The sequence below is a fragment of the Mesorhizobium sp. M7A.F.Ca.US.010.02.1.1 genome, from assembly GCF_004023085.1.
Lineage (GTDB): Bacteria > Pseudomonadota > Alphaproteobacteria > Rhizobiales > Rhizobiaceae > Mesorhizobium.
This window is the reverse complement of the sequence record NZ_RZRV01000008.1, coordinates 137,529-164,345: the sequence shown is the minus strand read 5'-3', so window position 1 is coordinate 164,345 and position 26,817 is coordinate 137,529. Positions and strand designations below refer to the sequence as shown.

At 61.7% G+C, this 26,817-nt stretch carries 29 protein-coding genes; 8 read left to right on the top strand and 21 right to left on the bottom strand.

Annotated elements, in window-relative coordinates:
• Position 1: 1 nt before the first annotated feature.
• The 7 genes from rseP to EOA19_RS11300 form a co-directional block, all read right to left on the bottom strand.
• Positions 2–1,144 (bottom strand): RIP metalloprotease RseP, encoded by a 1,143-nt coding sequence (rseP, locus tag EOA19_RS11330; RefSeq protein WP_023812928.1) that lies wholly within the window; start codon positions 1,142–1,144, stop codon positions 2–4.
• Positions 1,145–1,248: 104 nt separating this feature from the next.
• The gene (locus EOA19_RS11325; RefSeq protein ID WP_128303619.1) at positions 1,249–2,064 is read right to left on the bottom strand and encodes a phosphatidate cytidylyltransferase; all 816 of its coding nucleotides are present in this window, start codon (positions 2,062–2,064) and stop codon (positions 1,249–1,251) included.
• Positions 2,061–2,795 (bottom strand): isoprenyl transferase, encoded by a 735-nt coding sequence (locus EOA19_RS11320; RefSeq protein WP_023812930.1) that lies wholly within the window; start codon positions 2,793–2,795, stop codon positions 2,061–2,063. The genes EOA19_RS11325 and EOA19_RS11320 overlap by 4 nt, the downstream gene beginning before the upstream one ends.
• Before the next feature lie 34 nt (positions 2,796–2,829).
• Positions 2,830–3,384: a ribosome recycling factor gene (gene frr / locus EOA19_RS11315; protein WP_013531759.1), complete on the bottom strand. Its 555-nt coding sequence runs from the start codon at positions 3,382–3,384 to the stop codon at positions 2,830–2,832.
• Between the two features lie 100 nt (positions 3,385–3,484).
• Positions 3,485–4,207, bottom strand: coding sequence for a UMP kinase (gene pyrH, locus EOA19_RS11310; protein ID WP_027161554.1), 723 nt, complete (start codon positions 4,205–4,207; stop codon positions 3,485–3,487).
• Positions 4,208–4,355: 148 nt separating this feature from the next.
• The gene (locus EOA19_RS11305) at positions 4,356–5,462 is read right to left on the bottom strand and encodes an aldo/keto reductase (RefSeq protein WP_128303618.1); all 1,107 of its coding nucleotides are present in this window, start codon (positions 5,460–5,462) and stop codon (positions 4,356–4,358) included.
• 39 nt (positions 5,463–5,501) lie between these two features.
• A complete protein-coding gene (locus EOA19_RS11300; protein ID WP_128303617.1) occupies positions 5,502–6,029 on the bottom strand; it encodes a nuclear transport factor 2 family protein in 528 nt (175 codons plus the stop codon).
• Between the two features lie 116 nt (positions 6,030–6,145).
• On the opposite strand from EOA19_RS11300, the gene EOA19_RS11295 reads away from it, so the two are divergent.
• Entirely contained in the window at positions 6,146–7,072 is a 927-nt protein-coding gene (locus tag EOA19_RS11295) for a LysR family transcriptional regulator (protein WP_128303616.1), read from the top strand.
• Positions 7,073–7,093: 21 nt separating this feature from the next.
• Here EOA19_RS11295 and tsf read toward each other — a convergent pair whose 3' ends face one another.
• The 5 genes from tsf to EOA19_RS11270 form a co-directional block, all read right to left on the bottom strand.
• Positions 7,094–8,014: a translation elongation factor Ts gene (tsf, locus tag EOA19_RS11290; protein ID WP_128303615.1), complete on the bottom strand. Its 921-nt coding sequence runs from the start codon at positions 8,012–8,014 to the stop codon at positions 7,094–7,096.
• Positions 8,015–8,124: 110 nt separating this feature from the next.
• Positions 8,125–8,913, bottom strand: a complete 789-nt coding sequence (gene rpsB / locus EOA19_RS11285) for a 30S ribosomal protein S2 (protein WP_128303614.1) — start codon at positions 8,911–8,913, stop codon at positions 8,125–8,127.
• Positions 8,914–9,116: 203 nt separating this feature from the next.
• Entirely contained in the window at positions 9,117–9,395 is a 279-nt protein-coding gene (locus EOA19_RS11280) for a DUF4031 domain-containing protein (protein WP_128303613.1), read from the bottom strand.
• Positions 9,396–9,438: 43 nt separating this feature from the next.
• A complete protein-coding gene (locus EOA19_RS11275; RefSeq protein ID WP_128303612.1) occupies positions 9,439–10,737 on the bottom strand; it encodes a hypothetical protein in 1,299 nt (432 codons plus the stop codon).
• 113 nt (positions 10,738–10,850) lie between these two features.
• A complete protein-coding gene (locus tag EOA19_RS11270) occupies positions 10,851–11,678 on the bottom strand; it encodes a cell envelope integrity EipB family protein (protein ID WP_128303611.1) in 828 nt (275 codons plus the stop codon).
• 138 nt (positions 11,679–11,816) lie between these two features.
• On the opposite strand from EOA19_RS11270, the gene EOA19_RS11265 reads away from it, so the two are divergent.
• From EOA19_RS11265 to EOA19_RS11245, 5 genes are all read left to right on the top strand, one after another.
• On the top strand, positions 11,817–12,281 hold the full coding sequence (locus EOA19_RS11265; protein ID WP_128303610.1) for a RidA family protein: 465 nt from the start codon (positions 11,817–11,819) through the stop codon (positions 12,279–12,281).
• 14 nt (positions 12,282–12,295) lie between these two features.
• Positions 12,296–13,024 carry a glycerophosphodiester phosphodiesterase gene (locus EOA19_RS11260; protein WP_128303609.1) on the top strand — a complete coding sequence of 243 codons (729 nt, stop codon included), beginning with the start codon at positions 12,296–12,298 and terminating at the stop codon, positions 13,022–13,024.
• A gap of 50 nt (positions 13,025–13,074) precedes the next feature.
• Positions 13,075–14,289, top strand: coding sequence for a GNAT family N-acetyltransferase (locus tag EOA19_RS11255; RefSeq protein ID WP_128303608.1), 1,215 nt, complete (start codon positions 13,075–13,077; stop codon positions 14,287–14,289).
• A 98-nt stretch (positions 14,290–14,387) separates the two neighbouring features.
• The gene (locus tag EOA19_RS11250; RefSeq protein WP_128303607.1) at positions 14,388–14,819 is read left to right on the top strand and encodes an HIT family protein; all 432 of its coding nucleotides are present in this window, start codon (positions 14,388–14,390) and stop codon (positions 14,817–14,819) included.
• Between the two features lie 183 nt (positions 14,820–15,002).
• A complete protein-coding gene (locus tag EOA19_RS11245; protein WP_245486133.1) occupies positions 15,003–16,145 on the top strand; it encodes a phosphatase PAP2 family protein in 1,143 nt (380 codons plus the stop codon).
• A 51-nt stretch (positions 16,146–16,196) separates the two neighbouring features.
• Here EOA19_RS11245 and EOA19_RS11240 read toward each other — a convergent pair whose 3' ends face one another.
• The 4 genes from EOA19_RS11240 to EOA19_RS11225 form a co-directional block, all read right to left on the bottom strand.
• Positions 16,197–16,820, bottom strand: coding sequence for a chloramphenicol phosphotransferase (locus EOA19_RS11240; RefSeq protein WP_128303606.1), 624 nt, complete (start codon positions 16,818–16,820; stop codon positions 16,197–16,199).
• 59 nt (positions 16,821–16,879) lie between these two features.
• Complete coding sequence (gene clpA, locus EOA19_RS11235) at positions 16,880–19,348, bottom strand: ATP-dependent Clp protease ATP-binding subunit ClpA (protein WP_128303605.1); 2,469 nt, start codon at positions 19,346–19,348, stop codon at positions 16,880–16,882.
• A gap of 6 nt (positions 19,349–19,354) precedes the next feature.
• Positions 19,355–19,684 (bottom strand): ATP-dependent Clp protease adapter ClpS, encoded by a 330-nt coding sequence (clpS, locus tag EOA19_RS11230; protein WP_023812950.1) that lies wholly within the window; start codon positions 19,682–19,684, stop codon positions 19,355–19,357.
• A gap of 297 nt (positions 19,685–19,981) precedes the next feature.
• Positions 19,982–20,311: a phasin family protein gene (locus tag EOA19_RS11225; protein ID WP_128303604.1), complete on the bottom strand. Its 330-nt coding sequence runs from the start codon at positions 20,309–20,311 to the stop codon at positions 19,982–19,984.
• 285 nt (positions 20,312–20,596) lie between these two features.
• Between EOA19_RS11225 and EOA19_RS11220 the strand changes: the two genes are divergently transcribed.
• On the top strand, positions 20,597–22,006 hold the full coding sequence (locus EOA19_RS11220; RefSeq protein WP_128303603.1) for a D-alanyl-D-alanine carboxypeptidase: 1,410 nt from the start codon (positions 20,597–20,599) through the stop codon (positions 22,004–22,006).
• Positions 22,007–22,052: 46 nt separating this feature from the next.
• On the opposite strand, the gene EOA19_RS11215 is transcribed toward EOA19_RS11220, so the two are convergent.
• The 4 genes from EOA19_RS11215 to EOA19_RS11200 form a co-directional block, all read right to left on the bottom strand.
• The gene (locus tag EOA19_RS11215; RefSeq protein ID WP_023812952.1) at positions 22,053–22,751 is read right to left on the bottom strand and encodes a DnaJ domain-containing protein; all 699 of its coding nucleotides are present in this window, start codon (positions 22,749–22,751) and stop codon (positions 22,053–22,055) included.
• Positions 22,751–23,482 carry a VWA domain-containing protein gene (locus EOA19_RS11210; protein ID WP_164892904.1) on the bottom strand — a complete coding sequence of 244 codons (732 nt, stop codon included), beginning with the start codon at positions 23,480–23,482 and terminating at the stop codon, positions 22,751–22,753. The genes EOA19_RS11215 and EOA19_RS11210 overlap by 1 nt, the downstream gene beginning before the upstream one ends.
• Positions 23,483–23,566: 84 nt before the next feature.
• A complete protein-coding gene (locus tag EOA19_RS11205) occupies positions 23,567–24,004 on the bottom strand; it encodes a DUF1489 family protein (protein ID WP_013531780.1) in 438 nt (145 codons plus the stop codon).
• A gap of 76 nt (positions 24,005–24,080) precedes the next feature.
• Positions 24,081–25,484 (bottom strand): L-serine ammonia-lyase, encoded by a 1,404-nt coding sequence (locus EOA19_RS11200; protein WP_127295570.1) that lies wholly within the window; start codon positions 25,482–25,484, stop codon positions 24,081–24,083.
• A 179-nt stretch (positions 25,485–25,663) separates the two neighbouring features.
• On the opposite strand from EOA19_RS11200, the gene EOA19_RS11195 reads away from it, so the two are divergent.
• Positions 25,664–26,377 (top strand): DUF599 domain-containing protein, encoded by a 714-nt coding sequence (locus EOA19_RS11195; RefSeq protein ID WP_027161543.1) that lies wholly within the window; start codon positions 25,664–25,666, stop codon positions 26,375–26,377.
• On the opposite strand, the gene EOA19_RS35855 is transcribed toward EOA19_RS11195, so the two are convergent.
• Positions 26,356–26,817 (bottom strand): YdcF family protein (locus tag EOA19_RS35855; protein WP_245486131.1); only part of this gene is annotated, 462 nt, incomplete at its 5' end. The genes EOA19_RS11195 and EOA19_RS35855 overlap by 22 nt on opposite strands.

The window sequence follows — 26,817 nt, the reverse complement described above, 5'->3', positions numbered from 1 at the left end:
TTCAGCACCCAAACAGATCGTTCCAAAAAACGAACCCCATGAAGCACAGCACCAGAAGCAACCCGGCCCGATAGGCCATTTCCATCATCCGTTCCGACACCGGACGGCGAATGACAGCCTCCACCCCGTAGAACAAGAGGTGACCGCCGTCGAGGGGGGGAATCGGCAAAAGGTTCAGAATTCCGATGCCAACGGATAGCAGTGCAACCAGCTGCACGAGCCATTCGAATCCCAGTTTCGCAGCCCTGCCCGCCATGTCGGCTATCTTCACCGGACCGCCCAGCTGACATTTGTCTTCGCGCCCGACAACAAAGCGCTGCAGGAACTGGCCGGTGCGCTGGATGACGTGACCGGTTTCCTCGACCGCCGCCGCGACCGCTCCGACCGGCGTGTAGGTGATGAGCCTCGGCTGGCCGAGTTCCTTGTTATTGACGACACCGATCACGGCGACCTTGACCTTGTTGCCGAGCGCGTCTTCCTGTTCCATCAGCCGCGGCGCCGCGGTCACAGTGACCTCCTGGCCGTCGCGCAGCATGACGAAGGTGATTGCGTCGTCGGCACGGCCCGAGACCAGGCGTTGAACGTCGCCAAAGGTTTCGACCTTGTTGCCGTCGACGCTGACGAATCGGTCGCCGGGAAGAATGCCGGCCTTCGCCGCCGGGCTGTCGGCGGTCACCTCGGCCACCATGGGCTCGGCGACATAGCGGCCATAGGCGGTGAACAGCACGGAAAAGACGACGATCGTCAGCAGGAAATTGAACAACGGTCCGGCCACCACCGTTGCCGCGCGCTTCCAGATCGGCTGCGTGTGGAAGGCGACCTTGCGCTCTTCCTCGGTCAGCGTTTCAATTTCTTCCGACGTGGGCTGGCTCGATGTGGCGTTCATGTCGCCGACGAATTTGACATAGCCGCCAAGCGGTATCGCACACAGTTTCCAGCGCGTGCCGTGGCTGTCGTTGAAGCCGAAAAGTTCCGGGCCGAAGCCGATCGAGAAGGCCCTGACACCGATGCCGCACCAGCGCCCGACAAGGTAATGGCCCATTTCATGGACGAACACGACCACTGTCAGCACGAAGAGGAATGGCACCAGCGTGCCCAGGACAAAGCCTTCTGTGCTGAAAAGCGCGTGAAGAATCTCGTTCAAGACAAACCCTCAAATTCTTCCACGGCGCAGACTGCGCCGTGACTGTGACACCAATCCGGGCGAATCCAAGGCGCACCGCGCATAGGACCCTGAAATGACATCGCTCAAACGGGAAACAGACCCTGCGCCGGATGATCGGCGTTCGCCGAAATCCAGCCGATGACGTATAGGGCGAATGCCGCTGCGACAAGCCCGTCGACACGATCCATGACGCCGCCATGGCCCGGGATGAGCGCCCCCGAATCCTTGCGGCCATGGCGGCGCTTGATCCAGGATTCGAACAGGTCGCCTGCCTGCGAGACAATCGACAGCACGAGCGCGACCAAGCCGAGCAATACCAGATTGCCGACACCGGCAGCTGCGGCGAGGACCAGCCCGGCGACGACGCCGCCGACAGCGCCGCCGAGTGCGCCGCTGCGCGTCTTGCCGGGCGAGATCGCCGGCGCCAGTTTCGGCCCCCCAACGGCGCGCCCCACGAAATAGGCAAGGATATCGGTGGCCCAGACGACCGCGAACAGGAACAGGATGGCAATGAGGCCTGAACGATCGCCATCCCGCAGCAAGGCGAGCGACAGGCCTGAAACCGCGGCATAGGCAAGGCCGCTCGCATCCCAATGTCCGGTCTTGCGAACCGAGGCGGCTATCGCCGTTGCGGCAACAATGGCCGCCACAAGCGGTAGCAGCCAGGAGGAGGCCAGGCCGCCAATCAAGGCGCCAATGAAGACAACCAGCAGTGCTTCCGGCAGGAAACCCAGACCCGTTGCCCCGGTTGGCCGCGACATGCGGGTCCATTCATAGAAGATCGCCGCTACGATCACGGCACACAGCAGCCGGAACGGCAAACCGCCGATCCAGGTCAAGCCGAGAGTGATGATGGCGAGCACGATCGCCGAAACGATACGGAGTTGAAGATTGCTCATCCCGCGGCCGGTCGCGAAGCGACGTCCTGGCCTCCAAGTCCGCCGAAACGGCGTTCGCGGCCAGCAAACTCACGCAAAGCTTCCGCAAGGTGCTCGCGGCTGAAGTCGGGCCAATAGCAAGGCAGGAAGACGAGTTCGCTATAGGCGGCTTGCCACAGAAGGAAGTTTGACAACCGAAGCTCGCCGCTGGTGCGGATGACGAGTTCCGGGTCGGGAATGCCTTGCGTATCAAGCGCGCCGGCAAAACTTTCGGCTGATATCGCCTCGGCGTCGAGTTCGCCACGCGCCACGGCCGCCGCAAGCTTTTGTGCCGTGCGAACGATTTCGTCTCGTCCGCCATAGTTGAAGGCGATCACCAGCGTCAGCGATTCGTTTGCGGCCGTCAGCGTTTCGGCCTCATCGAGCAGTCCCCTGATATCAGACTGCAGCCCTGCCCGGTCGCCGATGATTCTAACCCGCACACCGCTCTGGTGCAGTTCGGCAAGGTCACGGCGGATGAACATTTTCAAGAGGCCCATCAGGTCGCTGACCTCGGACTTCGGCCGCGACCAATTCTCCGACGAGAAAGCATAGACGGTCAGGTAGGAAATGCCGAGCCCAGGTGCCGCGCGCACCGTCTTGCGCAGCGCCTCGACACCGGCACGGTGGCCCGCAAGACGGGGCATGCCGCGCGCCTTGGCCCAGCGTCCGTTTCCGTCCATGATGATCGCGACATGCGCGGGCGTTGCCATGTTCTCGCTTTCGGATCAGCCGGCGGCCATGACCCTAAACCTGCATGATTTCAGCTTCCTTATCGGAAAGCAGGTGGTCGATGGTGCTGATCGTCTCGTCGGTAAGTTTCTGGACCTGGTCCGAGCGCTTGCGCTGATCGTCTTCGCTGATGTCGCCGTCCTTCTCCGCCTTCTTCAGGAAGTCCATGCCGTCGCGGCGCACATGGCGCGCAGCGACACGGGCGTTCTCGGCGTAGGTGTGCGAGATCTTGACCAGTTCCTTGCGGCGCTGTTCGTTAAGTTCGGGAAGTGGAATCCTGAGATTGGTGCCGTCCACGATCGGGTTGAACCCCAAATTGGATTCGCGGATCGCGCGGTCGACCGCGCCAACCATCGACTTGTCCCATACCGATACCGAGATCATGCGCGGCTCCGGCACCGAGACGTTGGCGACCTGATTGATCGGCATGGTGGTGCCGTAGGCCTGCACCTGGATCGCATCGAGCAGATTGCTGGAGGCGCGACCGGTCCGCAGCGAGGCCAGATCATGCTTGAACGCGGCAATAGCCCCATCCATGCGCCGCTTGAGATCGTCGTACTCACCACTCATCTTTATCTCCTCGACCCGTCTAATGCGGGCTCACTGCTTCGGGGCCGTCTTCGAATCGAACTTTCGAAAACCGGCTTCCCTTTTCGGGTCAGGCCGCCGATCAATCGTCCGCGACGACCGTGCAGCGGCCGCCGCCCCTCAGAATATCGCCGAAACCACCTTTTTCGTGGATCGAATAGACGATTATCGGAATGTTGTTTTCGCGCGCAAGTGCAATCGCAGCAGTATCCATGATGGAAAGGCCGCGATTTATGACTTCGCCATGGCTGATGCGCTCGAAGCGCGTCGCACTGGGGTCCTTTTTCGGGTCCGCCGAGTAGACGCCGTCGACCTGAGTGCCCTTGAACAGAGCGTCGGCGCCGATTTCAGCCGCACGGAGGGCGGCGGCCGAATCAGTGGTGAAGAACGGATTGCCGGTGCCGCCGGCAAAGATCACCACCTTGCCCTGGTTCATGTAGGCGGTCGCCTGGCGCTGCGAAAAGCTCTCGCAAAGTTCGGGCATGGCGATCGCCGAAAGCACCACGGCGTCGACGCCGATCTTGTTCAATGACGTGCGCAGCGCCAACGAATTGATCACCGTGGCAAGCATGCCCATGTGGTCGCCGGTGACACGGTCGCCGCCCTTGGAGGCAACGGCCACGCCGCGAAAAATGTTGCCGCCGCCGATGACAACGCCGACCTCGATGCCCAATGCACGCGCCTCGGCGATGTCGCCGGCGATGCGATCCACCACTGAAACGTCGATGCCGAAATGCTGCTCGCCCATCAGTGCTTCGCCCGACGCTTTCAGCAAGACACGTCGGTAGAGGGGCTTCACCGTCATCTGGGCCTCTTCATTTGCATGTGGCGCGTTCCGGGTGGCTTCTCTGGCGCAGGCGCGCCATCCGAAACAATGGCGTTCCGATACACGAAGGGCGCCGCGATGTCACGCGGCGCCCAAACGGCAAATTGCCGGTTTCCCGTCCCATCAATCAATTGGTGGACACGCTGGCCGACTCTCCTTCGATAAGCACCGGTGACGCGTAGTTGGAGGGCTTGTCGCCGGTTGTCGCGCCGCCGGTAACGCGCGCCTGTATCTGTGAACCGAAATAGGAATAGGGAAACGGCGCTGGAGTTCTGCTGGCTCTCTCCAGCCGGTCGCGATGCGCTTTCGGAATCTCGAAATCCAGCGCACCAAGATTGTCATGCATTTGGCTGAGCGTCGTCGCACCGAGGATGACGGTTGCGATCCCCGGCTGCGTCGCCACCCAGTTGAGCGCGACCTGAGGCATGCTGCGGCCGATCTCGGATGCGACCTTCTCGAGTTCGGCCACGATAGCCCAGTTGCGTTGCGTGAACTTTTGGAAACCCGGATGCGTCGAGTTGCGAAATCCGTCGAGGCGGCCGTTTCCGGTCTGGGCCGGTCGATACTTGCCGCTCAGCAAACCGCTGGCCAGCGGGCTCCACACCATGATGCCGGCGCCATGGCGCGTGCCGAATGGCACGAACTCGTTCTCGATCGCGCGTTCGGCCAGCGAATATTCGAGCTGTAGCGCCGAAACCGGCTCATATCCTCGCAATTCGGCGATCGCCTGTGCGCGACCCGCGTACCAGGCGGGCACATCGGAAAGTCCCACATGGCGAATCTTGCCCATCCGAACCAGGTCGTCCAGCGTGCGCATGACCTCTTCAGCCGGGGTCAGCCTGTCCCAGACATGCATGAGATAGAGATCGATATAGTCGGTCCCCAACCGTTTCAGCGAAGCATCGACGGCCCGCATGATGTTCTTGCGGCCGTTGCCGCCAGCATTCGGATTGCCGGGCTGCATGTTCATGGTGAACTTGCTGGCTATCACCGCCGTGTCGCGCAGCCCGCGCTCGGCGATGAATTCACCAAGCCAGGCTTCGGCCGTGCCATCTGTGTAGAGATCCGCCGTGTCGAAGACATTGCCGCCCGCCTCGACATAGGCGTCGAAAATCGCCCGCGCCGTATCCCTGTCGGCTCCCCAGCCCCATTCCTTGCCGAAAGTCATCGTGCCCAGTGCCAGTCGGCTGACCCTAAGGCCGCTGTTGCCAAGAGTGTAGTAGGTCATGGTCATGATCGTCTTCCAATGCTTGGTGATAGATACCCCCGCGCGTCACTGGCCCGGAGTGTTCTTGACCCAGGGATTGCCGCGCTCGTGTGTCATGTGGAACGCGAAGCCATCGACCTTCCAGCCATCCGCAAAACGCGTCAGGTGATGCTCATAGGTGCCCCAGACCTCCCAAAGCGGGTCGCCATTGCCTTCCATCCGGTTCCAAGCATAGCCGTTCGACAGGACAGTCGCCGTGTCCGCCTTGAGAGCGACCTGGTGATTGGTGCGCAGATGCAGGCTTGTCTTGCTGCCCTTGAGGTTGGCCGCCCAAGCGCCAACCAGATCGTCGGAAGCGATGTTGGCCGCCGGCTGTCCGGAGAGACTGCTGAAGTCGGCGGTGATCCGATCCGCAAAATAGCCGCGTGCAAGTTTCCAGTCCTGGGCGTCAACGGCCCGGTCGATGGCATCGGCAATGCGAATGACCGCGCGTTCGTCTGCAAGGGCCCGCCAGTCTGATGGCTCCGCCCCACCGGCATCCATCGGCGCCAACGCCATGCCTGCCGTGAAAGTTACGTGCTTTAACGTGTTCATGTCTCGTCTCCTCAGTGCCATCAGCCGATCGCCGATGAGTTGGCGACAATGTGGACCACCGCCTTGGCATCGATAAGGTTGCATTGTTCGCAAAGACCATGCGATATCATTCATGAATGGATCGCGATCTGCTCAGCCATCTTCCGGTCGTGGTCGCCGTTGCCCGGCGCGGCGGCTTCGCGCTTGCCGCCGCCGAACTCGGCATGAGCCCTTCGGCGGTCAGCCATGCGGTGCGCATTGTCGAAGAGCGGATCGGCCAGCCCTTGTTCGCCCGCACGACGCGCAGCGTTTCGCTCACCGAGACCGGCAAGGTGCTGGTGGAAACGGCGGCTCCGGCCCTCCAGGATATTGCCGAGCGGATGGACCGCATCCGCAGCGTCAAAGGCAGGCCGTCTGGCCTGCTCAGGATCAACGCCTCCAACATAGCGATACCATTGGCGGTGACGCCGGTGGTCGCGGCGATGGCCGAGCGCTATCCGGAGGTTACGGTCGAGGTCTTCGCTGACCAGGGTCTGGTTGATATCGTCGGCGAAGGCTTCGATGCCGGCGTCCGGCTTGGCGAGATGATCGCTCAGGACATGGTTGCGGTCCGGCTGACGCCGCCATTCTCCGTCGTCATCGTCGCCTCGCCCGCCTATATCGGAAGGCACGGCCGTCCCGGCGGCGTTGCCGACCTGGCGAACCACAATTGTATCGGCTACCGGCTCGTCCGCTCCGGTGCGCTCTATCGCTGGGATTTGATCGAGGATGGCAAGGACATCGCCATGGAGACGCGGGGCAGCGTTGTCGTGACGGATTCGCTCGCAGCAATCGATCTTGCGCTTGCAGGCGTCGGGCTTGCCTATGTGTTCGAGCCGCTGGCGCGCGCCGATCTTGCCGCGGGCCGCCTCGTCCAGGTGCTGCCGCAGACGGCGATCGAGGAACCGGGGCTATTCCTCTATTTCCCTCGCCGGGCGGCGATGGCGCCGAAGCTCAGGGCCTTTATCGACACCGCACAAGAAATCGGCCGGGCCTCCTTGCGGACACCCGGCCGAGTTGCCTGAGTTCGTGAGCCCTGGAAAGGGCTATTTCTTGACCGCTGCAGCGACTTCCGCGGCGAAATCGGTCTCTTCCTTCTCGATGCCCTCGCCCAGCGCAAAGCGCAGGTAGGCGGTGATCTTGGCCGGCGCACCAATCTCCTTCTCGGCATCCTTCAGCGCCTTCTCGACAGTGATGTCGGGATTGAGCACGAAGGCCTGCTTCAGGAGCACGACTTCCTCGTAGAACTTGCGCAGACGGCCCTCGACCATCTTCTCGATGATCGCTTCCGGCTTGCCGGACTGGCGCGCCTGGTCGGAGAAGATCGCCTTCTCGCGTTCGACCGCGGCCGGATCGATCTGCTCTGCCGTCAGCGCCAGAGGGTTGGTGGCGGCAACATGCATGGCCACCTGGCGGCCAAAGGCGTTGGCGGCATGCTCATTGCCCGTGGTCTCGATCGCGACCAGCACGCCGAGTTTGCCAAGGCCGTCGGCAACGGCGTTGTGGACGTAGGTAGCGACAGCGCCGTGCGGAACGGTGAGCTTGGCCGAGCGGCGGAAGCCCATGTTTTCGCCGATGGTGCCGACAGCGTCCTTGATTGTGTCGGCGACAGACTTGTCCGAACCCGGATACTTTGCGGCGACCACAGCCTCCGTCGTGCCATAGGCCAGCGCAACCTTGGCAACGTTGGCGACGATTTCCTGAAACGCGGCGTTGCGGGCCACGAAGTCGGTCTCGGAATTGACTTCCACGACGGCAGCTTCGCGCACGCCATTGTCGACGCCGATCAGACCTTCAGCCGCGGTGCGGCCAGCCTTCTTGTCGGCCTTGGAGATACCCTTCTTGCGCAGCCAGTCGACGGCCTCTTCCATGTTGCCGTTGGTCTCGGTCAACGCGGCCTTGCAATCCATCATGCCCGCGCCGGTCAAGTCGCGGAGTTCTTTGACCTGTGCAGCCGAAATGCTCATTGTCGCCTCTTTGTTTTAAATGCACCGACGCACCATCGGTATTCGATGGTGCGTCTGTTTAGCGTGCCAGAATATGAGAAAGATGAAGGCCGCAAACCGGCCTTCGATTATCAAGCGTCGGGAGCTTCCGACGCCGGAGCCGGAGCCGGGTCGAGCGCGGGTTCGACCGGAGCTTCGACCGAAGCGCCGATGTCGACGCCGAGCGCGCCCTGCTGGCGGGCGATGCCGTCGATCGCAGCCTTGGCGATCAGATCGCAATAGAGCTGGATGGCGCGGGCCGCGTCGTCATTGCCGGGGATCGGGAAGTCGATCTTGTCCGGATCGCAGTTCGAATCGATGATGGCGACGACCGGGATGCCGAGGCGCTTGGCCTCGAGGATGGCGATCGCTTCCTTGTTGGTGTCGATGACGAACATCAGGTCGGGCGTCGAGCCCATGTCCTTGATGCCGCCCAGCGCCTTGTCGAGCTTCTCGCGCTCGCGGTCGAGGTTGAGGCGTTCCTTCTTGGTCAACCCTTGCGCTTCGCCGGCCAGCATCTCGTCGAGCTTGCGCAGGCGCTGGATCGAGTTCGAGATCGTCTTCCAGTTGGTCAGCATGCCGCCGAGCCAACGCGAGTTGACATAATACTGAGCCGAACGCTGTGCCGCATCGGCGACGATGTCGGAGGCCTGGCGCTTGGTGCCGACGAACAGCACGCGGCCACCTTTGGCAACGGTGTCGGAAACCTGCTTCAGCGCCTGGTGCAGCAAAGGCACCGTCTGCGACAGGTCGATGATGTGGATGTTGTTGCGGGCGCCATAGATGTAGGGCGCCATCTTCGGGTTCCAGCGGTGGGTCTGGTGGCCGAAGTGAATGCCAGCTTCCAAAAGCTGGCGCATGCTGAAATCAGGCAGTGCCATTCAAAGTTCCTTTCCGGTTAGCCTCCACGGACACAGGCATTTTTGGACTTTGTCCTCGAACGCCACCGGAGGTTTCAGCCGGATTTCTCCCGGGCAGACACCAAAGTCCGTGTGTGGAATGAGCGCGCATATAGAGGGGATGCGCGATAAACGCAAGCGCCGCAGGATCCGTGGTGTTGCGTGCGACGATCCGCGCCCTGCTGTCAGCGCTTGACCTTGCCGTTCGGCACCCGCACCCGCCGGAAGACCGCGACGATCTCCTCGCGGCTGCATTCGATAGCGCCGAGCCGCACCGCACGATCACGCTCGAAGCCCGTTATGTCATAATGCGGCGCCGAAGTCTTGGGCGGTCCCTGGTACGATGAACGCTTGATGGCCAGCTCCGCGGCGAAGCGATGCAGTTCGTCGGTGTCGTCGGCCAACAGATGGCACCAGCGATGGCCGGCCCAGTTCCAGATCGCTGCGTCGACATAGACTGCCATGAGGCTTGCCGTATTCCTTCATCTTGCGCCGACAGGCACTCGTCTAGCGATGATAGAAGGGATTCAGATAGAAAATGAAGCCGCCGCCGGCCTCGACTTCAGCCACGGTGCTGGTGATTGTGTCCTGCATGCGACGATGCAACTCGGCAACCGCATCGTCGATCGAGCCGGCATACTCATGCAGGCCCAGCGCCTCCGGCACCCGGATATGGGCGCAACGCGGTCCGGCCGGCTGCGGAATGAACCGGTTGATCGTGTCACGCAGTCCGCCCCGGCAATAGTCGTTGCGGACCCGCTTCAGATGTTCGGCGATCTCTTCCAGGCTGATGCGCGGGTTGGCCGCGGCCCAGGGCCCGACGCGTTGCAGCCTCTGAATCGTGTCGGCGAGCGCGCGGACCTGCTTTCGGCCTTCCGCATCGCCACTGTTTTCGCGCTGCCAACGACGCGCCCGCCGCAGAAGTTCGGTTGCGTCGGTGACATCAGTGTCGGGCGAGATGCTTTCGCCGAGTCGGCGGCCGAGTTCAGCAACCAATGCCTGCTGGCGCTCGGCATAGGTTGCGCCTTCGTCGGATGGCATGCCCGATGCTGCTTCATCGCGGGCCAGCAGCGTCGAATAGACATGGTGGATGCGCTGCGGCAGCGTGTCGGTCGCAAGGCGTTCTATTTTCAGGCTTTTCTCGACATAGGCGCATTCCTTCGCCAGCGCCGCTTCGACATTCCCGGTGAAGGCAAGCTTCCAGACGACTGGCGCGATCCAGACCTTGAAATCCGGATCCGTGGCCCGGCCGCGCTTGAGGGCCTCAAGCCCCATCTCGACGGCACCCGGCAGCAAAGGCGCAACGATGTTGGCATGCCAGCCAACGCCGCCTTCGGGATGCAGCAGCACGCCATGGCCTTTCAAGGCCCAGGCGACGGAGTGTTCCTTGGCTGCCCCGCTGTTGCCCGGAATCTGGGCGATCAGATTGTTGGCCAGCCAGAACTTCTGCATCAGCCGGCCAAGGCCGTTGACGACACCATTGGTTGCCCATGAGGCCGTGAGCGGGCTGACCTGCGACACAATCTCCTTGTCGATCATCCAGTCGGTGAAGAACTCGGGATGATTGGGCGTGATGAAGGTCGCCTTCCCTGCCCCGCAACTGGCCTTCAGCCGCTCAAGATCGGCGTCGGGAAAGTCGATATGGCGGACATTGGCGACGCCGCGAAGACCGGCCAGGCGATTGAACGGCAACAGATCCCGAAATCCGGGAATGCCGCGCAGCATGACGATCCGGTTGACGGATGTCATGGCCCTGATCAGTGCCGGGTTGGGCCGCGGCGCCACGAATGTATCGATCCTGCTCAAGCTGATCCCCCTCGCGCCTGGACGCTGGGAGAGGTTGAGAGACGATTGCGGCACGTTCAAGTCGATCGCAACGACCACGCCGTGTCGTGGTAAATCAACTGCCTAGACCGGCACTATTTGGCGGGGCAGGGTTTCGTCTGGTCGAACAGCGACAGGTTGACCAGCTTGCCGGTCATCGAGAAGTCGCCATAGTCCATGACGAGATCGGGGGTGATGCCGTTCTCATGCAGCTTGAAGCTGATACGGTATTCCGGCACCTCTTCGCCCGTCTTGTTGGTGTCGTCGAAATAGGCGATGTCGACCGGCCAGTATTTGTCCGTGGCGAGCTTTGCCAGTGCCGAAGCTTCCGGGTCGGCCTTGTCGGCATCGGTTTTCTTGCCGACCACGACAGTGGTGGTCATCACCTTGTTGGCGTCTTCGGAACCGTCGAACAGGTTCGTTTCGTAAAAATTCTCGCCTTTTTCGGCCTTGCCGATCAGCTCGACCAGGTGCTGGGTCGGAAATTGGGTTGTTGCCAGCTCGACGCTGTTCTTTTCAGGCTTGTCGATGTCGACCTTCAAGCCCTTGGTTTCTTTCGTGGCGACGCCCCTGACCTCCTTGTCGAGATGCTGGTCGACGAAGGATTTTGTCACGAACGAAAAGGTCTTGCCCTCGGCATCCTCGAAAGTGGTCGTCTGCTGGTCGGTCAACCTGGTGTTGTCGGCGGTGACGATCTGGGTGACGAAGCGGAATTTCACCGTATAGCCTTCGCAGGCCGAGCCATTGAACTCATAGACCATGCGGCCGGATATGCCCGTGATGCCGGACTGATCGGACGCTTTTTTCAGGGTAAGATCGTAGACGGCGCGGTGGGCTTGCAGCGCCGGCGCGGCAAAGGCAGGGCCTATCGAGAAGACCCCCGACAACAGGACGGCATGGAATGCGAGGCGCGTTGCGCGCATGAGGTACTCCGATCGTCGCGACTGATGGCAGGCCGCAGGGAAAGATGGTCCAGCTTAAAAAAAGTCGTGGCGGAAGCGAGGCAAAAATAGCAATTTCGGCCCGGCCGGCGCGGCGTCACCAAGCAATAGGGAAATACCATGAGTGAAACAATCGAAAAGCGGCTAAGCGATCTGGGTGTGACACTTCCCGTCGCCGCCGCGCCCGCCGCCAACTACGTGCCCTATTGCCGGACCGGCAATCTGCTGTTCACCGCCGGGCAATTGCCGCTCAAGGACGGCAAGCTGCAGGCGAGCGGGCTGTTAGGTCGCGATCTGGATACGGCAGGCGGCAAGGACGCGGCAAAATACTGCGCGATCAACATCCTGGCACAGGCCAAGGCAGCACTCGGCGACCTCGAGAAGATTAGCCGTCTGGTGAAGATCACCGTTTTCGTCGCCTCGGCACCTGAGTTCGTCGAGCAGCATCTGGTTGCCAACGGCGCCTCCGATTTCCTGGTGGCGGCCCTTGGCGAACGTGGCAAGCATGCGCGCTCCGCCGTCGGCACCGCCTGCCTGCCGCTTAATGCCGCAGTGGAAATCGAAGCCATCTTCGAAGTCGAATGAGCCAGGGGACAGATATGACCGACCTATCCTGGCTGACCGCCCGGCCCGTCGCCCATCGCGGCTTCCACGACATGAACAAGACGCGCTGGGAAAACACGCTGTCGGCCTTCGCCGCGGCCGCCGAGCGCGGCTATGCCATCGAATGCGACGTGCACCTGTCGTCCGACCGTGTTCCCGTCATCATCCATGACGGCGATCTCAAGCGCCTGACCGGCCAGGATGGTTTCGTCTGGCAGCGTACCGCAACTGAACTCGCGGCGCTCAGGGTCGGTGGCACGGCGGACCATGTGCCGACGCTGCAGGAAGCGCTCGACCTGGTGAACGGCCGCGTGCCATTGGTGGTCGAGTTGAAAGGCACGCCCGGCTATGACGAAGGCCTGGTGGCAAGCGTCGGCAAGATGCTCAAGCGCTACAAGGGCAAAGCGGCGATCATGTCGTTCGACCACTGGCTGGTCCGCGATTTTCCGAAGGACGCGCCGGGTATCCCAGGGGGGCTCACCGCCTACGGCAAGGACGTTGGGCTGATCGAGGCGCATTTCGCCATGCTGGCGCATAAGATCGCCTTCACCTCCTATGCCGCAGGCGACCTGCCGAACCCATTCGTCAGCTTCGTGCGCGAAAAGCTGAAAATGCCTGTTATCACCTGGACGGTGCACGACCAGCCGGCGGTCGACCTGACCTTCAGATATGCCGACCAGATGACGTTCGAGGGGTTCGAGCCCGATCTGGTCAAAGTCGCCTGAGTGTCTGAAACGTGACTTGTACCAGGCCGGACGGAGCTTAAATAAGCCTCATGGATCAGGGCGACGAGGGTGACGGACAAACGGCCAATGCGGACTATTCGATCCGCGTCGCCGCCGGCATCGGCGCCTTCACCTGTGATGAATGGAACGGCTTTGCCGGAACTGCGCGCGGAGATTCAGAAACCAGTTACAATCCTTTGGTTTCCTTCGCTTTTCTAAGTGCGCTCGAAGATTCTGGATGCGCCGTGCGGCGTACCGGCTGGCAGGGCCATCACCTCAGGCTGGAGGACGGGCAAGGCAGATTGCTGGGCGCGGTGCCCTGTTATCTCAAATCGCACAGCCAGGGCGAATATGTGTTCGATCATGGCTGGTCGGATGCCTTCGAGCGCGCCGGCGGCCGTTACTATCCCAAACTGCAAAGTGCCGTGCCGTTCTCCCCGGTCACCGGCCCTCGCCTGCTGGTCAGCAAAGGCGAGGACAGCGCCAAAGTGAAGGCCGGTCTCGCGGCGGGCCTGAAGGCAGTGACGCAAAAACTCGGCGTCTCTTCCGCGCATGTCACCTTCGCGCAAGAGAGCGATGTGGAGGTGCTGGAAGCGGCCGGTTTCCTGCACCGCACCGACCAGCAATTCCATTTCTTCAACGAAGGCTTTTCGACCTATGACGACTTCCTCGCCACCCTTGCCTCGCGCAAGCGAAAGGCGATGAAGAAGGAAAGGCGTGAAGCGCTTGCCCCAGGCATTTCGATCGACCGGCTGACCGGCAAGGACCTCACGGAGAAGGCCTGGGACGATTTCTTCGCCTTCTACATGGACACCGGCAGCCGCAAATGGGGTCGGCCCTATCTCAACCGTCAATTCTTTTCGCTGATCGGCGAACGCATGGCCGACGACATCCTGCTGGTGATGGCGAGGCGCAACGGGCGATACATTGCCGGGGCCATCAATTTCATCGGCTCCGACGCACTCTATGGCCGCAACTGGGGCTGTATCGAGGACCATCCCTTCCTGCATTTCGAGGTCTGCTATCACCAGGCGATCGACTTCGCCATCGAGCGCAAGCTGAAGGTGGTGGAGGCGGGCGCGCAGGGCGAGCACAAGCTGGCGCGCGGCTACCGGCCGGTGACCATGCATTCCGCGCACTACATTGCACACCCAGGCCTGCGCAATGCCGTCGCCGATTATCTCAAGCGTGAACGCCACGAGGTGGAGCGGATGAGCGAATATCTCGAGGGGCACACCCCGTTCCGCAAGGATCTGGAGGAGTAGCAACAGGGCTGCCTGACGAGCAGGGCTGACTTCGCCCGATCGTCTTGTCGATTTTCCACCGTTTCGCTACACGAAAGGCACAATCCGGAGCGTTCACCATGACTGAGGCCGCCTACGATACCGACAACATCTTCGCCAAGATCCTGCGCGGCGAAATTCCTTCGCACCGCGTCTACGAGGACGCAGCGGTCATCGCCTTCATGGATGTGATGCCGCAGGGGCCGGGCCATACGCTGGTGTTGCCGAAGGCGCCATCGCGCAACCTGCTCGACGCCGACCCGTCAATTTTCGGCCATCTCTTGAACGTCGTTCAGAAAGTGGCGCTGGCGGTGAAAAAGGCCTTTGGCGCCGACGGCGTCACCATCATGCAGTTCAATGAGCCGGCATCGGGGCAAACCGTCTATCATCTGCATGTACATGTCATTCCGCGCTTCGACGGCATCCCGCTGAAGTCGCACACGGGAGGAATGGAGAAGCCGGAGGTGCTGACCGAAAATGCCGAAAAGATCCGGACTGCGCTCAAAAATTGAGAGCGAGAGGTCAGCCGATGTGGCGGACCGGGTAGCGCCGTTTAGCCGAGAAGACGATTCTAGTGCCCGGCCGTGCCGGCGCCGGGACTCAACCGTTTGCAACTCTAATCGTCTGATTAGGAAATATTGAACCGTCTCACGGTAAAACAGTAACGGCGTGGCGAGCTGTGGGGCTTCAAAACCATGGAAGATTCGGTTGCGGCATCGGCCCCGCTGACGGGGGCAATTTTCGGACGTGCTTTTCTTGGTATCTTGGCGGATGCCTTTTGGCGACACCGGCTGCTGCACGCTATGGCTGCCGCTGCGCTGCTTCTGGCAAGCGCAGTCGGGTGGCACACTGGAAACATGCCGGATTTCGGCGTTCTGGAGGAATACGCCGAGTATCTTTTCATCGCCTTCTGGATTTGCGGCTCAGCCCTTGCACTTGGGACGCTTTTCCACCTTGCGCTGGTCCAGCGGGATACCGAACCGCTGCACACCTTCCTCAAGTCACTGGGTAGATTCTTTGGCGATGCCGAACGCATTGCCAACAGCCTGAATGGCCTGGGTGCAGGTCTTGCCTTCATATCCGCGATCGGTGTGTTGAAGGGAGCCATTGCAATCCTCTCTCCGTTTGCATGGGACAAAGCATTGGCTCACGCCGATCGCATCCTGCATTTCGGTCGAGCCCCGCACGAATGGTTGTGGTTTGTCGTCCAGTCGCCGCTTGCGTTGAAGATCATCAACATCGCGTACAATTTCTGGTTCGTCGTGCTCATCACCACGGTTTTCACCGTGTGCATCACACGCAAGGATACGAAGCTGCGTCACCAGTTCCTGATGAGCTTCATGACGATGTGGACGCTGGGTGGCTTCTTCCTCGCGATGGGCCTGTCGTCGGCTGGCCCTTGCTTTTACGAGCGATTGGGGTTCGGCAACGACTTTCACTCCCTCATGCAAGCACTTGCCGTTGCCGATCGCGTCTATCCGATCTGGGCGCTCAGCACGCAGGATATGCTGTGGAGTGGCTATACCGGCGCAACTACCGGCAGCGTCGGTATATCCGCCTTCCCATCCCTGCACGTTGCGATGGCGGTGCTGTTCGCCCTCTACGCAACACGGCGGTCTCGGCTGGCCGGTCTTGTGATGTGGTTATTCGCCGGCGTCATTATGGTCGGTTCCGTCGTACTTGGCTGGCACTATGCCGTGGATGGCTATGCGGGTGCATTCCTGATGATCGCGATCTGGAAGGCGTGCGGATATTTGGTGACACGTTTCGCGTCGGACCGCATGGCCGCTGAAATCGAGAGCTCCACCATGCAATCGCCGGCCGTATGCGGGCTGTAAATTCGCCGATCTGGACGAACCGCCTGCGGCGGCCATGCCGGTCAAAACGGCTCAAGGGCCGCGCTGGATGGGTTGAATAGTTTCTGAAACGCTGTTGGATACGGTGCTAAGCTGCTCTGCGATCGTATCCGCGCATTGCCCAGGGCTGAGGAGCGAGGTGTCGACTTCCAGATCGTACACGCCTGGGCGGTGGACCTCTTCTTGCCACAGACGCACGGGCAGCGGGACGGGATCATCGGGCGAGCCGGTTACATATCCCTTGTCTGCCGCGCTGGCCGCACGCCTTTCCATGATGATTTCCAGCGGGCAGCGAACACCGACAAACAGCACCGGCAGACCTACAAGCCGGCGCGCGCAATCGGCCACAATGTGAAGTGGTCTCGAATAAGCATCGTGATGACCGACATCCGCCACGACATTCAGCCCCAGCCGGCTGTGGGCGGCGATCGATTCGTAGAGCGCGGCGTATAATCCGGGCACGAGGGCCTCAAGGCCCGGACGCTCGCCGCCGGGCCGCAATCCTATCCCAGGCCGATAGCGTGCCGGCGTAGCCTGCTCGTAAACGTCGACGCCGAGATTGATCCAGACGCCATCGAAGCTCTCCTGAACAGCTCTGGCGATGCTTGATTTTCCCGATCTCGGTGCACCGTTCAGAATGATGACCTGCCCGGCCATGCGTCCTCCCGCTCCAAAAAAAGCCCCGTTTCCGGGGCTTTTTTCGCCTTTCGTCAAGGTCAGTTCTTTCGGGGCAGTTGCGGGACGAGACTGCGCTTGCCGCCGTCCTTGCCCTTGGCTTCAGGCTTCGGCGCCACCAGCTTCTTCGCCGTCGGCTTCTTCGCCACGGCTTTTCTGGGCTTCGGCGTTTCTTCCGGCTCTTCCTTCTTCGGCTTCACCGGCGCCTCGTCGGCGAGCGATTCGAGCTTCAGGCCGGTCTCGCCGGTTTCCTTCTTCTCGACGGTGACACGCACCGTGCCGCCCTTCTTGAGCTTGCCGAACAGCACCTCGTCGGCCAACGGCTTTTTGATGTGCTCCTGGATCACACGGCCGAGCGGCCGCGCTCCCATGCGCTCATCATAGCCCTTGTCGGCGAGCCAGGCGATCGCATCCGCCGACAGGTCGAAGGTGACGCCACGCTCGGAAAGCTGGGCCTCGAGCTGCATGACGAACTTCTGCACCACCTGATGAATGACCGGCACCGGCAACGAGCCGAACGGGATGATCGCATCGAGACGGTTGCGGAATTCCGGCGTGAACAGCCGGTTGATCGCCTCGACATCGTCGCCTTCGCGCTTGGTCGAGCCGAAGCCGATCGCCGCGCGCTGCGCATCCGACGCGCCCGCATTGGTGGTCATGATCAGGATCACATTGCGGAAGTCGATCTGCTTGCCGTTGTGGTCGGTCAGCTTGCCATGGTCCATAACCTGCAACAGGATGTTGAACAGGTCCGGATGTGCCTTCTCGACCTCATCGAGCAACAGCACGCAATGCGGATGCTGGTCGACGCCGTCCGTCAAAAGACCGCCCTGGTCGAAGCCGACATAGCCGGGAGGCGCGCCGATCAGCCGCGAGACAGTGTGGCGTTCCATATATTCCGACATGTCGAAGCGGATCAGCTCGACGCCGAGCGACGCGGCCAACTGCTTGGCCACTTCGGTCTTGCCGACGCCGGTCGGGCCGGAGAACAGGTAGGAGCCGATCGGCTTCTCCGGTTCGCGCAGGCCGGCACGCGCCAGCTTGATCGCCGAGGTCAACGCGGTGATCGCGGTGTCCTGGCCATAAACGACGCGCTTCAGCTCGATATCGAGACCCTGCAGCACCTTCTCGTCATCGGCCGAAACCGTCTTCGGCGGGATGCGGGCCATGGTGGCGATCGTCGCCTCGATCTCCTTGATGCCGATCGTCTTCTTGCGCTTGGCTTCCGGAACCAGCATCTGCGAGGCGCCGGTCTCGTCGATCACGTCGATCGCCTTGTCCGGCAGCTTGCGGTCGTTGATGTAACGTGCCGACAGCTCCACCGAGGCTTTGATCGCCTCGTTGGTGAACTTCACCTTGTGGAACTCCTCATAATAGGGCTTGAGGCCCTTCATGATCTCGATGGCGTCCGCGATGGTCGGTTCGTTGACGTCGATCTTCTGGAAGCGCCGCACCAAAGCACGGTCCTTCTCGAAGAACTGGCGGAATTCCTTGTAGGTGGTCGAGCCGATGCAGCGGATCGCACCCGATGACAGCGCCGGCTTCAACAGGTTGGACGCGTCCATGGCGCCGCCTGAAGTAGCCCCTGCGCCGATGACCGTATGGATCTCGTCGATGAACAGCACGGCACCGGGATAGTCCTCCAGTTCCTTGACGACCTGCTTCAGCCGTTCCTCGAAATCGCCGCGATAGCGCGTGCCGGCGAGCAGCGTGCCCATGTCGAGCGCGAAGATGGTGGCGTTGTGCAGCACTTCGGGAACGTCGCCCTCGACGATGCGCTTGGCCAGACCCTCGGCGATCGCCGTCTTGCCGACGCCGGGATCACCGACATAGAGCGGGTTGTTCTTCGAGCGGCGGCACAGCACCTGAATGGTGCGGTTGATCTCGGACTCGCGGCCGATCAGCGGGTCGATCTTGCCGGCCTTGGCCTTGTTGTTGAGATTGACGCAATAAGCCGTCAGCGCATCCTGCTGCTGCTTCTTCTTGCCGCCTTCCTCTTGTGGCTCGGCGCCGTTCTGGCCGCCCTGCTCGTCATCGGCACCGCGCGGCGAGCGTGTCTCCGATGCGCCCGGACGCTTGGCAATGCCGTGCGAGATGTAGTTGACCGCGTCGTAGCGGGTCATCTGCTGTTCCTGCAGGAAATAGGCGGCATGGCTCTCGCGCTCGGCGAAGATGGCGACGAGGACGTTAGCGCCCGAAACCTCCTCGCGGCCAGACGACTGCACATGGATCACCGCGCGCTGGATGACGCGCTGGAAACCGGCGGTCGGCTTGGAGTCCTCGTCGTAACCGGTGACGAGGTTGTCGAGCTCGGTGTCGATATAGGTGAGAACCGTGTGCTTGAGCTCATCGAGATCGACATTGCAGGCGCGCATGACGGCGGCCGCCTCGGTGTCGTCGATGAGCGCGAGCAGCAGATGTTCTAGGGTTGCATATTCATGGTGCCGCTCATTGGCGAGCGTCAGCGCCTGGTGAAGCGCCTTTTCCAGGCCTTGGGAGAAAGCCGGCATGTTACCTCACTTCTTCTCCATCACGCATTGCAGCGGATGCTGATTCTGTCGGGCGAAATCCATGACCTGGGACACTTTGGTCTCGGCCACCTCGAATGTATAGACCCCGCACTCGCCCACTCCATGATTGTGAACATGAAGCATGATGCGTGTGGCGGCTTCGCGATCCTTCTGGAAAAAACGCTCCAGCACGTGAACCACGAACTCCATCGGAGTGTAGTCGTCGTTGAGGATGAGGACCCGATAAAGGCTGGGCTTCTTGGTCTTGGTTTTGGTGCGCGTGATGACGGCCGTCCCACGGCCGGCCCCATTGCCGTTACCGTCGCCGTCTTGCATCCGCACCACTCGTCTCGTGGCAGTCAAACCGATCGTCACGTATTCCTGCCTCTTTCGATTCCCCATGCGAGTTCGACATGTAGGTGTTCGATGTACGATTTTAAGCCCTTCTGGTTAGCTGACAATATGGCTAGGTCACCAAACTTGGACGATTTTCGCAATCGTGAAGGGGCGCGAGGCTCTGGAACGGAAATTGACACGAAAAAGCCGGGCCGCGTTTCCGTGGCCGGGCTTTTTCTCGGGTTCAAAGGCTGAATCTGGGGTCACGTCAGGCGAAATCAGTTCGCCCGGGCAAAATTACTTTGCCTTGGCAACGATCGATTCGAATGGCTTGTAAGCTTCCTTGGCGAGTTCGGCATAGAGATCGCCGATCTTGGTGGCCTCGGCGACGAACGCCTCATAGGACTGCTTGGCGTAATCCGACTGGATCTCGATCGCCTTTTCCAGCGACTTGGCTGAAAACAGCTTCTCCACCGTGGCGCTGCCGGTTTCAAAACTCTTCCTGGTGTATTCACCAGCTTCGGTGGCAATCGCCTGCGCGCCCTTGGACAGCGACGCAAAGCTCTTCAATCCGGTGTCGGCGAACTCTTTGCCGTATTTGCTGAAGTCCTCATAGGTCTGGGTCATTTCACGATTCCCTTGACGGCTGAAGCGTCCTTCTTCGGGGCGCCCTTGTGCAATGCAAGATAATATATTGTGCGCCGCACAAAAGTCAAGATTTCGCGGGCTTGCGGACCCGCCTGCGCAGCCAATGGCTAAAAATCGAATAAAGAGAGCCACAAGCCCGAAGAAAATGGTGAACGCGGCGGTTACCATAAACGGATTGGTAACGCTGCGCCGGTAGCTTGGCCGGAAGCGAGGCAGGACCCTTTGCCGCCTCCAACGCAACGAAGAAATCCAAGGGAAGTACCAGTGCGTAAGGCGTTGTTGGGCATCGTTTCCAAATCTACCTCCCCTCTCAAAACGATGATGATCATCGCCCTGGCGATGACATTCGTTTTTGGCGACGTTGCCTCGTCGCTGGCGGCCAGGCAGGCGGCCATCGTCGTGGATGCCAAGACCGGCAAAGTGCTCTACTCCGCCGACGCCAACGGCAGGCGCTATCCGGCTTCGCTGACCAAGATGATGACGCTGTATCTGACCTTCGAAGCGATGGCGAAGGGCAAGATCAGCAGGAACACGCCAGTGGTGTTTTCCGCCAAGGCCTCCGCCGAGGCGCCGACGAAACTTGGCGTGAAGCCGGGCGGTTCCGTCACGGTCGAGACCGCGATCCTGTCGATCGTCACCAAGTCGGCGAATGACTCGGCCACCGCGCTCGGCGAAATGCTCGGCGGCAATGAAACCACTTTTGCCCGCATGATGACCGCCAAGGCGCGTGCGCTGGGGATGAACGGCACCGTGTTCCGCAACGCCAATGGCCTGCCCGACCCCGGCCAGTTCACCACCGCGCGCGACATGGCGACGCTCGGCATCGCGCTGCGCGAGCATTTTCCCCAGTATTACGGCTATTTCTCGCAGCGCTCCTTTCTCTATGGGCGCCAGCGCATCAACGGCCACAACCGTCTGCTTGGACGCATCAAGGGCGTCGACGGCATCAAGACTGGCTACACCCGCGCCTCCGGCTTCAACCTCGTCTCATCGGTTTCCGATGGCAATCGCCGCATCGTCGGCGTGGTCATGGGCGGCACCTCGGGCGGCAGCCGCGACAATCAGATGGCCAGCTTGATCAACACCTATCTGCCGAGGGCGTCGACTCGCGGTGGTGGCGATCTGGTCGCCAAGGCCGGTGGCAACAACCCGATCACCGCCCTTGCCAAGGTTCTCCTGCCCAAGCATGACGCTCCGACACCGGACGACAAGCCTGTCATAGCGCAGGACGATGTCACCGTTGCCGAGGACGCCACGGTCGCGGAAGACGATACCGCGCAGGCCGAAGAAGCAGCCCCCGTCGTCAAGACCAGAAAGGTCAAGACCGTCATCGTTTCAGCCCCCCAAGTCGCGACGGCCCAGGTTGTAGCGGCCTATGCCGAGCCGACGCCGGCGGCTGTCGACCCGGTCAACACCGCGTCGGTGCCTTCGGGTTGGGCCATTCAGGTCGCCTCGTCGCCCAAGCAGTCCGAGGCCCAGGCCTTTCTCGACAAGACCACCAAGCAGGCGCCCAAGGTGCTGGCGGACGCTTCCGGTTTCACTGTCGCCTTCGACAAGGATGGCGTCACCTACTACCGCGCCCGCTTCGGTGGCTTCGGTTCGAAGACCGCCGCCTGGAAGGCCTGTACCGCTTTGAAGAAGAAGAACATCGAGTGCTACGCCGTCCAGCAGTAGGACGGCGTGCAAGCCATCTCCCGGAAAAATTCTGCGTCGAAGGAGACTAGTTGTGATTGGAGAGCAAGACGTCCTTGGCTTCGTTAATCCGCGCCGCCAGGAAAGACGTGCCGCCGACATCGGGGTGCAGGCGCTGCATCAGGCGGCGGTGCGCCTTGCGGACATCCGCCGCGGCGGCCCCCGCTTCAAGACCAAGGACCTTGTAGGCCTCCTCCTTAGTCATGGCGCCCGGACCTGGCGCAACACCCAGCCCTTCGCCACCGTTCGTCTCAGCGTTTTTGCGCCAGACGGGAAATCTGCCGTCAAGATACGTCTCTAGCAGCTGTCGGCTCTCCGGATCGCCGGAGAGTTCGCGGTAGAGGTGTTGCAATTCCGCCAGCCCCATCGCGCCAAGCATCTTGCCTTCGTGGCGGCCAGCCAGGACCAGTCCTTCGAGGCCGCCGGTATCGTGATCGAGTTCCATTTCCAATGCCGCTGTGCGCACCGTCGAGCGTTTGCCCGGTGCAAGCCCGGCCGGCTGGCGTTTCATGCGCATGGAACCATACCAGGCAATTGCGCCGGTGAGAATCATGCCGCCGATGCCTTCCCGGCCGACCACAAGCACGGCGACGCCGACAAGTGCCAGAAGAGCCGGCCCGAGCGTTCGCAGCGTGCTCGCCAGTTTCGCCGGCTCGGCACGCAGAAAGATCGTCACCGCGCCGAGGAGCAGCAGAAGCAACGCTCCAAAAGCGATGATCGCGCCCATTATTTTCCGCCGCCCCGCAGATACTCGATCATCAGCCGGTCTTCCGGCCTGCCCCTGGCTTCGAGCGCCTTCAACCCGCCGGTCGCAAACACGGCGACGGCCGAAAGCAGTCCTGCCAGGGTCGCGGCAGCCCGCCGATCAAATCTAAACCAAGCCCCCTTGGACAGCCGTGCAATCTCTTTGAACGCCTTTTCTGCGCCGGAATCATGGCCTTCCTGAAACACGAAGACGGGAACGCCATGAAGGCCGAGGCTGCCGGCCTTTTCGGCCAGATCGTCGATATTCTCTTCCATCGCGTCGCCGATGTAGACCAGCGCATTGACCTTGGCGGCCGCCGTCTGTTTCAACGCATGCGTCAGGACCTTGCCGATCTGGGTGTGGCCGCTGCGGCATTCGATCCGCGTCATCAGCTGCTTCAAGGCATTGGTGTCGCTCACGAAAGCGGACGAACGGCACTCGCCGAGACCACGAAAATAAACCAGTTGCACGCTGAGGGTTCCGGCCTTGCCGACAGCGTCGAACATCTGGCCCTGCAGCTCACAAGCCAGATCCCAGGTCGGCTGGCGGCTCATTGTTGCGTCGAGAGCAAGGATCAGCCTGCCCGAACCGGTCGCCGACGCGGCAAGTGTCCTCGCCTGACGAATGAAGGCGTCGATCTCTCCGGCGTTGGATTGAGGCTTGATCGGCGCAGGATTGGTCCCCGCTGGCACAGGCTGCTTCTTATCGCTCATGAAAAACAAGATGTGGCGTTGCCACATCGCTTGCAAGCCCCACATCGGGCAGTGCAAAGGGCCAGGCGGTGATGCCACCTGGGGTCAGAGCAGACCGAGATCGGCCAGCTCGCGCCTGAGTTTCGGCGGCATCTCGATCAATCCGGCCTTGCCCTTACCCAGATCGAGCGGCGCGTCCGCCGGCTTCAGGTAGCGCCAGCCCTGAAAAGCCCGGCGTGGCTGCCAGTCGGTGCGTACAACCTCGGGGTCGAGTATCAGATGGCAACGGCCTATGCCTTCACTGTCGGTGAACGGCCGGATTTCGGTGATCAACTGGCGGCACTGCACATTGCCTTTGATCACCCAATAGAGCGAACCGCCATCGGTAACCTCGGCGCCGCGCGTCGGCATCATACGGGTGGTGTGATACTGCTCGACCGGCTCACCGGCGCGCCGCCGCTCGTCGAGGCGGAAGGCGATCCACTCTTCGAGATCCTCGACGCTGTCGCAGCCGACACAGAGTTTTATGAGATTGAGAGACATCGCTTAAGGTTAGTCCTGCACGCGAACGCGTCAACGACCGGATCGACTTCTCCACAGTGGCGGTTTAGGCCAGCCTTCAGCACTCCACGACGTTGACTGCAAGCCCGCCAAGGCTGGTTTCCTTGTACTTCTCGTTCATGTCGAGGCCGGTCTGGCGCATGGTCTCGATCGCCGCATCGAGCGGTACGAAATGGATGCCGTCGCCCTTGATGGCCAGTGACGCTGCCGTCACCGCCTTGACCGCGCCCAGCGCATTGCGTTCGATGCACGGCACCTGCACCAGCCCGCCGACCGGATCGCAGGTCATGCCGAGATGATGTTCGAGCGCGATCTCGGCGGCATTCTCGACCTGCTCGGGCGTGCCGCCCATGACGGCGCACAGGCCGGCCGCCGCCATCGCCGATGCCGAGCCGACCTCGCCCTGACAGCCGACCTCGGCGCCCGAGATCGACGCGTTGGTCTTGATGATGCCGCCAACGGCGGCAGCCGTCAGCAGGAAATCACGAATGCTCGGCTGGTCCGCCTCGGGATGGAAATGCAGCCAGTAGCGCAGCACCGCCGGCAGCGTGCCGGCAGCGCCATTGGTCGGCGCGGTGACGACGCGGCCGCCGGCGGCATTTTCCTCGTTCACGGCCATGGCGTAGATCGACAGCCAGTCATTGGCGAGCAAAGGATTGGGCTTGTTCTGCTGCCACTGCTCCTGCAGCTTATCGTGCAGCATGCGGGCACGGCGGCGCACCTTCAGCCCACCCGGCATGATGCCATCCTGCGACAGGCCACGGTCGATGCAGCCCTTCATGGCGCTCCAGATTCCGTCGAGGCCGGCGTCGAGCTCCTCGCGCGTCATCTGCGTCTCCTCGTTGACGCGTTTCATGTCGGCGATGGAAAGGCCGCTTTTGCCGGCCATGGCCAGCATCTCGACCGCATTCTTGAACGGATAAGGCACTTTCTTGCCTTCGGTTGTCACCGAACCTTTGGCTTTCATCCGCTGCAGTTCTTCTTCGGAAACCACGAAGCCGCCGCCGATCGAATAATAGATGCGCTTGAGCAGCAGGCGGCCGCCGGAATCATAGGCGTAGAACGCCATGCCGTTGGCGTGACCGGTGAGCGGCGTTTTGCGGTCCAGCACCAGATCGGTGGCCGGATCGAAGCGATAGGCGGGATGGCCGGGCGGCGAAATGCGCTTTTCGGCGGCGATGCGGCTGGCAATGCCATCGGCCTGGTCGGGATCGACCGTCTGCGGCGTCAGGCCGGCAAGGCCGAGCATGACGGCGCGATCACTGCCGTGGCCAATACCGGTGTAGGCGAGTGACCCGTGCAGACTTGCGCCAAGCCGATCGACCTTGACGCCCGCCGGACGCGGCCAGTCATTTCCCGCGACCTCGTCGAGAAACCGCGCAGCGGCTGTCATCGGCCCCATCGTGTGCGAACTCGAGGGTCCTATGCCGATCTTGAACAGGTCGAAAACCGAAAGGAACACGCGGCGTTGTCTCCTGGCGTCAGGTCGATGACTACATATAGGAATTCCCACGATGTTTCCGCTCTTTTGGAAATCGCGGCGCTGCACCCGCCGACCTTGTTTGCTCCGGCAGCGACATTGGTGCCTTATCGCTGTAGGCGGACATCGAAGCGATCGCGCTGAATGTGCTAAATTCAGGCATGGGCGATTCCCTCGATCTTTCGACAGCCGATCTCGCGGCGCTGGCCTTCTTCCTCGTCGCGTGGCTGCTGCACACGTTCGCCTCCGACGGCAAGCTGGTCAGCCGCATGTCACTGACGACGGCGATGAATGCACAGCGGCAAGCCTGGATGCGGACCATGGCCGAGCGCGAGATCCGCATCGTCGATACCGCCATCATGAGCGGGCTGCAGCAAGGCACCGCCTTCTTCGCCTCCAGCTCGCTGATCGCCATCGGCGGCTGTTTTGCCCTGCTCGGCGCATCCGACCGGGTTCTTGAAGTGCTCAGCGACCTGCCCCTGGGTGGCGCGCCGTCGCGCGCGGCCTTCCAGATAAAGGTGTTCGGGCTGGTGCTGATCCTGGCGTTTTCGTTCTTCAAATTCGGCTGGGCGTACCGGCTGTTCAACTATTGCACGATCCTGATCGGCGCCGTGCCGATCCCGCATGGCGAAGCCTCACGCAATCCGGTCACCGAAACGGCGGTGTGGCGTGCGGCGCAAATGAACATGCTGGCCGGAAAGCACTTCAACTCCGGCCTGCGCGGCGTGTTCTTCTCGATCGGTTATCTCGGCTGGTTCGTCGACCCAATGGTGTTCGTGTTGTCGACGCTGTTGCTGCTGGCCGTTCTGGTGCGGCGCCAGTTCTTCTCGGCCGCCAGGCAGGCGGTGATCGGTCAGCCGCCTGGAAAAGGCTGATCGATCCGGCCTGACAGCCAGTAGGCAAAAAGCCCGATCCATTCGCGGATGGCCATGGTGGCGGCCTGCAGCGAATCGGCTGGATTGTCGCGGAACAGGCCGATGCCTTCTTTGCCCGAGGTGCGATAGTCGACCGGCCAGGGAACAGTCGCAAAGCCGGCCTTGTCGAACAGCGCCTTGGCGCGCGGCATATGGAAGGCCGAAGTCACCAGCAGCCAGGTCTCGCCGGGCTTCGGCGTTAGCAACTCCTTGGTGAAGACCGCGTTCTCATAGGTGTTGCGGGACTTGTTCTCCAGGATCAGACGATCGGCGGCCACGCCAAGCGCGGTGAGCAGGCGCGGCGCGGTTGCGGCATCGCCCTCGCCATCGAGAAACAACGCGCCGGTGCCGCCGGAGACGACCACCTTGGCGGTAGGAAAGCGCCGGCCAGAACTGCGGTC